Below are 7,059 nucleotides of genomic sequence, written 5' to 3'. Positions count from 1 at the left end.
AACGGCCGACTCGAACACCTCCGCGGCTCCGCCCTCGGCTTCCGCAACCTCACCCACTACATCGCCCGATCTCTACTCGAGGCCGGCGGATTCAGACCCCGACTACACCCTCAACTGCGATGAGCCACGAAAGACCCTCGACACAGTCGATTGAGACGTCCCCGCGGCCAAGGCCACATCTTTGGAATTCGCCATATGAACACCTTACCCAAGCATACGCAACCGCACTTTGGCCATGGATGAAACCCGCGCGATGTGAATTGATGCTATCCGCCTGCCGATGCCCTAATCAGCCCAACGACACCGCCATTTCATTGCAAATGGCACTCACATCTCTTCGTGCGTCAGGGGATCCCGGTCCTTCATCCGACCGCGCTCGAGCCCGGAGATCGCAGCCACCTCGGCGGGGGTGAGGGCGAAGTCGAAGACGGCGGCGTTAAGGCGCTGGCGTTCGGGGTTCGCCGACTTCGGGATCGGGATGGAACCGACTTCGATATGCCAGCGCAGGACCACCTGGGCGGGGGTGACATCGTGGGCGGCGGCCGCCTCGGCGATGGGGGCTTCGTCGAACAGCCCCTGGTCACGGTAGAGCGGGGACCAGCTCTCGGTCTGCACACCGATGGAGCGGTGGAAGGCGACGAGCTCGGTCTGCGGGAAATACGGGTGGAGCTCGACCTGGTTGACGGCCGGGGTGACGCCGGTCTTCTCGACGAGCTCGGTGAGCATCTCCGCGGTGAAGTTCGAGACGCCGATGGACTTCACCAGCCCACGTCTGCGCAGTTCGATGAGGCCTTCCCAGGTCTCGACGTACTTGCCGACGCTGGGGTTGGGCCAGTGGATGAGGTGGAGGTCGAGGTAGTCGAGGCCGAGCCGGGCCAGCGATTCCTCGGTGCTGGCGATGGCCTCGTCGAAACCGTGGTGGCGGCCGGGGATCTTGCTCGTGATGAAGAGGTCGCCGCGATCGATGGGGCTCTCGGCGATGGCGCGACCGACCTCGCGTTCATTCTCGTAGTTGACCGCGGTGTCGAGCAGTCGGTAACCGCTTTCGATGCCGGCGCCGATCGCTTCGACCCCGTCATCGCCGGTCATCGCGTAGGTGCCGAGGCCGATCTCGGGGATCGCGCGGCCGTCATTGAGATCGAGCGTGGGAATCTCAGTCATGCCTCCACCCTAGGCCCGCCGAGGCGGCCGCGGCCAGGGGCGGAATCGCTCAGTCGCCTGCCAAATCGTCTGCGACCATCCGCGCGAGCCTGACCGGCGCGGTGCTGCGGTACGAATCGGCGAGGAGTTCGCGGATCTCCCCGGCATCCAGGTCGGCAAGCTCGACGCCGATCCACCCTGTCGGGCCGAGGTACATGGGAACGAACGTGTTCGACCGTTCGAGCATCACCTCGGCGTCCATCGGCTCGAGGAGGACGAGCATCGCATGCGGATGCTGCTCCAGCTCCCCGGTGACGTGCTTCTCCGCGGCTCCGAAATACGCGAAGATCTTCTTCGTGAAGAACGTCGGCCGCCCGTGGGAGACCTTCTCCTGCGCCTCGGGAAAGCTCAACGCGATCTCCCGGAACTGCTTCAGCACCGGATCGTCGGGATCGAACATCAGCTGGTGTGCCATGTGCCCACGATACGTCCCCTCGCCGAGGCGGCCCCTGGCATCCGTCGAGACTGACCCCCGCATCGCCCGCGATTGACTCAGGCGAACAGTGACCAAAGCAACCGTCGTTCCTCGTCAGCGCGACGCTGCCCTCGGATAGGGTCGAAGCCATGACAGGAAAGCCCAGGACGAAGCTCAGGGACCGGTGGGTTCCGCGGACGATTCGCCGGCTCACGGTCCTGCAGCGGATCTCTGCGTTGTCGCTGCTCGGCCTGGGCATCGCGCTGCTGCTCACCGGCGTGCGATACATATGGGCGCTGTCGGAATGGGCGATCGCGCGCAGCCGCGGTCCAGAGGAAGCCTGCGAGGGTCTGTACTCGATGGGCCGAGTCGAAGAGATCGCGATCATCAACCGGGCGCCGTCGGGTTACATCTGTGAGGCGACCTTCGCCGACGGGTCGATCGGCACTCAGGACTTCACTCAAAGCGCGCCTGAACTTCTGTTCTGGAGCGTGGCCTTCGCCGTGATCAGCGTCGTCACCCTCATCGGCGTCCTCATCGCCGTGATCGTCAGAGCGCTGTTCCGCGTTCTCCTGTCCACAACCTCCCGCCGCCCTGCCCTGTGGGGTGTCGCCCTGGTCACCGCCGCAAGTCTACTGATTCCCTGGATCTACCTCTTCCTCTATGTTCAGTGGCAGGCAGGAGAGAGATCGATGAGCGGAATGGTCTGTCCGACCAGTGTCAACGGCCTTGAGGTCTATACCTTCTCCATCTCGCCCGCGCTCCTGCCCCCGCACCTCACGTGCACAGGACACACCTCTGATGGTGCCGAGTTCTCAACCACCAACTACGGCATCCCCTTCGGCCTCTTCATCATCGTCATCGTGCTGTTTGTCGCGGGCCTCGGCCTGATCGTCACCTCACGTTTCCTCCCGAAGCGCGGTGATCTCTCCGACACGTCACGAGTGCCTCAGCCGCTCGAGCACTGAGGTCCGGAACAGCGTCGGTGCCGCCCCGGCAACGGGGCGTGAAATCATCGTGGCGCATGCATGAACTCCGGCCACTTGTGTAGACAAGTGTGGATGCGGCCTGCTCAACTGGACTCATATGAGCGACGACACCCGTACCGCGCCCGCATCGGGCGCCCTGACCGAGCCGACCTCCGTCGCAGCCCAGGCGGCCGACACCCTGTCGGCACCCGCCGGAACACAGCCAGCTCCTGCCGACCGACCGCGGCCCACGACGCCACAGACGGCCGACGCCCTCGTCTGGCTCGGCGGCGAGAGCTTCGAACGGCAGACCATCGCGGTACCGACGTTGGGCGTGGGTGAGAGCCTCATTCGCCTGACCACGGCCACCGTGTGCGGATCCGATCGCCACACCGTTGCCGGACACCGGCCCGGCGCGTATCCCTCGGTGCTCGGCCACGAGGGCGTCGGCCGCGTCGCCGCCACTCAGGCCGGTCTCACGGTCGGTGACCGCGTCGTCTTCGCCGTCACCTCGGTGTGCGGGACCTGCGTCAACTGCCGGCGCGGGCTGAGCGCGAAATGCGCGCAGGTCGCCAAGGTCGGCCACGAATCGACGGCCTCGGGCTGGCCCTTGTCCGGCACGTACGCCTCCTACATCGTCCTCCCCCGCGGCGTCGCCGTCGCCGTCGTCCCGGACTCGGTGCCCGACGCGGTGGCCGCGACCGCCGGCTGTGCGGTCGCCACCGTCATGGCCGTCCTTGACGCCGCCGGCGACCTCACCGACCGTCGCGTGTTCGTCAACGGGCTCGGCATGCTCGGACTCACCGCGGTCGCGGCCGCGAAGTCCCGGGGCGCTGCCGAGGTCATCGCCTTCGATCCTGCCCCTGACCGGGGGCGTCTCGCCGAGGCGGCCGGAGCCGACACGATCGTCACCGCGGATCTCCCCGGCGACGTCGATGTCGCCATCGAACTCTCCGGCGCCGAGGCGGGTGTGCGCGCCTGCCTCGACTCGCTCGGCATCGGGGGCACCGCGGTCCTCGCCGGCAGCGTCTCCCCCGGCCCGCAGGTGGCCATCGACCCCGAGCACATCGTCCGCGGCTGGCGCACGATCACCGGCGTCCACAACTACGAACCGCATCACCTCGTACAGGCCGTGGACTTCCTCGCCGGGGACGGTGCGGACATGCCATGGGAGGACATCCTCGGCGGGCCCATCGGACTCGATGACCTGCCCGCAGAGTTCGCACACCCCTCCCCGGGGCTGCGCACCGTCGTCGACCTGAGCTGAGTCACGCCCTCGCGGTGTCGAGGTCCTGCCGCAGTGCCCGGGCGGCGGCCCCGATGTCGCTCGCCGAGGTGATGAACCGGAACCCCTGCTCCTCCCGGAGTTTGGCTTCCGCACCGTCGGCGCAGTGGATGCCGGGCACGATGCCGGCGGCATCGGCGGCCGAACGGATGCGCAGGAGCGCCTCGGCGTGGGCGTCATTGGGCCGGCCGGGCACCGCACCGACGGCGAACGCGAGGTCCGCGGGTCCGACGTAGATCCCGTCGACGCCGGGCACCGTGCAGATCTCCTCGACGGAGGCGAGCGCCTCGGCGGTCTCGATCATGACGAAGAGCAGGGGACGCTCGGCCCGGGAGTCGCGGACGCTGCCGGTGAGGATGTCCGCGGTCGCACCCCATGACCGGTTGCCGCCGCGGCTCGGGTAGTCGAGCGCCCGGACGGCCGCCTCGGCGTCGGCGACCGAATCGATGAGGGGGACGATGACGGCTTCGATGCCGGCGTCGGCGAGCATCCCGATCTCTGTGAACCGGTTGGCCGCGACTCGGGCGGTGACGAGCGCCGGCCCGTGGGCGCGGATCGCGTCGGAGAGGCGGACGATGTCGGTGGCGCGGATGTAGCCGTGCTGCATGTCCAGGCACACGTAGTCGAAGCCGGTCGCCGCGCCGATCGTCGCGAGCTCCGCGCTCGTCGACATCATCCACAGTCCGTTGTAGATGGCTCCGTCGCAGAGCCGGGCGCGATGGGTCTCGAAGGCTGCAGTCATAGAGGCATCGAAGCACATGAGCGGCCTGCGAGTCGGCACCGTCCACGAATCCGGCGAGTCGGCATCATCGGGCGCCGTTGCCGTGCGCGCCGAGCGCGAGCCGGGCAATGTCCCGCAGCACCGCGAGCTCCTCGCTGTCGACGAGCAGCGACCTCAGCTCCGTCGCGGCCTTCGTCACCGGACCCCGGTAGGCGCCTGCGACATTGTCCGGCTCCCTCGTCAGCGGGTAGGACACGCAGAGCGCGAAGACCGTGGCCCCGACCGTGAAGGCCACACTCGCCGAAGCGGTCCCCTGCACCCGTGCCTGCTTCGTCGCGTAGAACTCCGCCGGGTTCCCCGGCCCGCACAGGGCCAGTGCCGCGGACCCGCCGTCGACGAGCGGGAGGATCGTGCCCACCCCGCGGGTGACCCGCAGTTCGTGGTCGGCTTCGACGTTGCGCACGCACACCCGGTCTTCGCCGACGCGGATCCACAGCTGCACGGATTCGCTCGTGAGCGTGCGCAGGTGCTCGAGCACGGAGTTCGTCGTCGCGATGCTGCGCCGACCGGGGAAGGGCCCCAGACGCAGCACCCCTGAGGAGTCCCGGACGATGAACCGGTGGGCGCGCAGGTCGGCGAGGAGCCGGTAGGTCGTCGACTTCGAGTACCCGAGTCGGCGGCACACCTCGGCGGCGGTCAGCGGCGAATCCCGGAGCGCGGTGAGGATCGCGGCACTGCGGTCGATGACCCCGACCTCCTGCTCGCGGCGTTCCATTCCGGCCTCGCCTGCGGTTTCGCCGGCGGCTGCAGGGGTGCCTGCCACAGCGGACGGGTCGTCTGCGGGGGCGGAGGCGGCGGCGGGACTCGGCGGGGGCCGGCCGGCGGCGGTCGCCTCGGCGGGGGTGGGATCCGCCTCGGCGGGGGCGGGGTCATCGGTCATCGCTGTCCTCTCTGTCATCCGACGCTGACATCCGCGAGCAGCTTGCGGCGGCGCACCCACCAGCGGAAGACGAACGGGCCGACGATGCCTGCGACCATAAGGATGATGATCGCCAGGGACACCGGGCGGGTGATGAGGGGGAGGAACGATCCGCCGGAGATCTGGAGCATCCTGCGGAAGTTGTCCTCGAGCAGGGGGACGAGGACAAGGGCGAGGATCGACGGCGCCAGGGGGATCCCGCCCTTCTCCATGAGGTAGCCGATGACGCCGAAGATGCCGAGGAGCATGAGCCCGAAGAAGCTGAACTCGATCGCGTACGCACCGACGACGACGAGGACGAGGATCGCGGAGAAGAGGATCTCCTTGGGCATCTTGAGCAGTTTGACGAACACCCCGACGAGGGGGAGGTTGAGGATGATGAGGGCGACGTTGCCGACGTACATGCTTGCGATGATCGTCCAGATCAGACCCGAATCGTCGCGGAAGATCAGCGGTCCCGGCTGGAGTCCGTACATCGTGAAGACGAAGAGCAGCAGCGCCGTCGTCGCCGAACCGGGGATGCCGAGGCTGAAGAGCGGGACCATCGCACCGCCGACCCCGGCGTTGTTCGCCGCCTCGGGACCGGCCACGCCTTCGATGGCGCCTTTGCCGAACTCGTCCTTCCGCTTCGAGATCCGCTTCTCCATGATGTAGGACATGAAGGATGCGAGCGAGGGTCCGACGCCGGGGAGGACGCCGATGATGAACCCGAGCACCGAACCCCTGGCCCACGGGCCGGCCGACCGCTGCCAGTCCTCCTTCGTCATCCACTTCTCCGAACCGAAGCTCTGGATCTCCTCCTTCGCCCCACGGCCGAGCGCGAGGTTGCGGATCGCCTCGGGGATCGCGAAGAGCGCCATCGCGAAGATCGTGAAGTCGACGCCGTCGGAGAGCAGGCTGATGCCGAAGGTCTGCCGGGGCAGGCCCGTCTGGAAGTCGAGGCCGATGAGCCCGACAGCGAGTCCGATGAAGATCGAGATGAGCGCTTTGGCCCGTGAGCCTGCCGACATCGTCGAGGCGAGCAGGAGGGCGGTGGCCATGAGGAGGAAGTACTCGGTGGCGCCGAAGACGTTGGCCAGTTGGACGAGCAGCGGGGAGAGGAACGTCAGCCCGATGATCGCGAGCGTGCCGGCGAGGAACGAGCCGATCGCCGCGGTCGCCAGGGCTGCTTTGGCACGGCCGCGGCGCGCCATCTCGTAGCCTTCGATCGCGGTGACCGCACTGGCTACCTCGCCGGGGGTCTTGATCAGCGTCGCGGTGATCGACCCGCCGTACATCGACCCGTAGTAGATGCCGCAGAGCAGGATGAGCCCGTGCACCGGTTCCATGCCGAAGGAGACGGGGATGAGGATCGCGATCGCGGAGATCGGTCCGATGCCCGGCAGCACTCCGACGACGGTGCCGAGGAGCACGCCGAGGAGGGCGAAGGCGAGACTGGCCGGCTGCAGCGCCGAGGCGAAGCCGTTTCCCAGGTCGACGAGAGTGTCCATG

At 67.9% G+C, this 7,059-nt stretch carries 8 protein-coding genes; 2 read left to right on the top strand and 6 right to left on the bottom strand.

Annotated features, from left to right (window positions below):
- Window positions 1-102 precede the first annotated feature (102 nt).
- From AACX88_RS17690 to AACX88_RS13920, 3 genes are all read right to left on the bottom strand, one after another.
- The gene (locus AACX88_RS17690; RefSeq protein ID WP_190246592.1) at window positions 103-195 is read right to left on the bottom strand and encodes a LacI family DNA-binding transcriptional regulator; all 93 of its coding nucleotides are present in this window, start codon (window positions 193-195) and stop codon (window positions 103-105) included.
- Window positions 196-327: 132 nt separating this feature from the next.
- Window positions 328-1,161, bottom strand: coding sequence for an aldo/keto reductase (locus AACX88_RS13925; RefSeq protein ID WP_190246593.1), 834 nt, complete (start codon window positions 1,159-1,161; stop codon window positions 328-330).
- A gap of 49 nt (window positions 1,162-1,210) precedes the next feature.
- Window positions 1,211-1,615, bottom strand: coding sequence for an MmcQ/YjbR family DNA-binding protein (locus tag AACX88_RS13920; RefSeq protein ID WP_223289816.1), 405 nt, complete (start codon window positions 1,613-1,615; stop codon window positions 1,211-1,213).
- A gap of 236 nt (window positions 1,616-1,851) precedes the next feature.
- On the opposite strand from AACX88_RS13920, the gene AACX88_RS13915 reads away from it, so the two are divergent.
- Entirely contained in the window at window positions 1,852-2,583 is a 732-nt protein-coding gene (locus AACX88_RS13915) for a hypothetical protein (RefSeq protein WP_339393524.1), read from the top strand.
- A 118-nt stretch (window positions 2,584-2,701) separates the two neighbouring features.
- Window positions 2,702-3,850, top strand: a complete 1,149-nt coding sequence (locus tag AACX88_RS13910) for a zinc-binding dehydrogenase (RefSeq protein ID WP_339393523.1) — start codon at window positions 2,702-2,704, stop codon at window positions 3,848-3,850.
- 1 nt (window position 3,851) lies between these two features.
- On the opposite strand, the gene AACX88_RS13905 is transcribed toward AACX88_RS13910, so the two are convergent.
- The 3 genes from AACX88_RS13905 to AACX88_RS13895 form a co-directional block, all read right to left on the bottom strand.
- On the bottom strand, window positions 3,852-4,610 hold the full coding sequence (locus tag AACX88_RS13905) for an HpcH/HpaI aldolase family protein (protein ID WP_339393522.1): 759 nt from the start codon (window positions 4,608-4,610) through the stop codon (window positions 3,852-3,854).
- A 64-nt stretch (window positions 4,611-4,674) separates the two neighbouring features.
- The gene (locus AACX88_RS13900; RefSeq protein WP_339393521.1) at window positions 4,675-5,529 is read right to left on the bottom strand and encodes a helix-turn-helix domain-containing protein; all 855 of its coding nucleotides are present in this window, start codon (window positions 5,527-5,529) and stop codon (window positions 4,675-4,677) included.
- Window positions 5,530-5,543: 14 nt separating this feature from the next.
- Window positions 5,544-7,058, bottom strand: coding sequence for a tripartite tricarboxylate transporter permease (locus AACX88_RS13895; protein WP_339393520.1), 1,515 nt, complete (start codon window positions 7,056-7,058; stop codon window positions 5,544-5,546).
- Window position 7,059 lies beyond the last annotated feature (1 nt).

It is taken from the genome of Brevibacterium metallidurans (genome assembly GCF_037101285.1).
Classification (GTDB): Bacteria; Actinomycetota; Actinomycetes; order Actinomycetales; family Brevibacteriaceae; genus Brevibacterium; species Brevibacterium metallidurans.
Note: the sequence above shows the minus strand (reverse complement) of the source record. Positions and strands in the feature narration are given on the sequence as shown.

Bases quoted from the DNA above. Each gene is read 5' to 3' on its own strand.
- AACX88_RS17690 (WP_190246592.1), bottom strand. From the start codon at position 195: ATGGCGAATTCCAAAGATGTGGCCTTGGCCGCGGGGACGTCTCAATCG.
- AACX88_RS13925 (WP_190246593.1), bottom strand. From the start codon at position 1,161: ATGACTGAGATTCCCACGCTCGATCTCAATGACGGCCGCGCGATCCCC.
- AACX88_RS13920 (WP_223289816.1), bottom strand. From the start codon at position 1,615: ATGGCACACCAGCTGATGTTCGATCCCGACGATCCGGTGCTGAAGCAG.
- AACX88_RS13910 (WP_339393523.1), top strand. From the start codon at position 2,702: ATGAGCGACGACACCCGTACCGCGCCCGCATCGGGCGCCCTGACCGAG.
- AACX88_RS13905 (WP_339393522.1), bottom strand. From the start codon at position 4,610: ATGACTGCAGCCTTCGAGACCCATCGCGCCCGGCTCTGCGACGGAGCC.
- AACX88_RS13900 (WP_339393521.1), bottom strand. From the start codon at position 5,529: ATGACCGATGACCCCGCCCCCGCCGAGGCGGATCCCACCCCCGCCGAG.
- AACX88_RS13895 (WP_339393520.1), bottom strand. From the start codon at position 7,058: ATGGACACTCTCGTCGACCTGGGAAACGGCTTCGCCTCGGCGCTGCAG.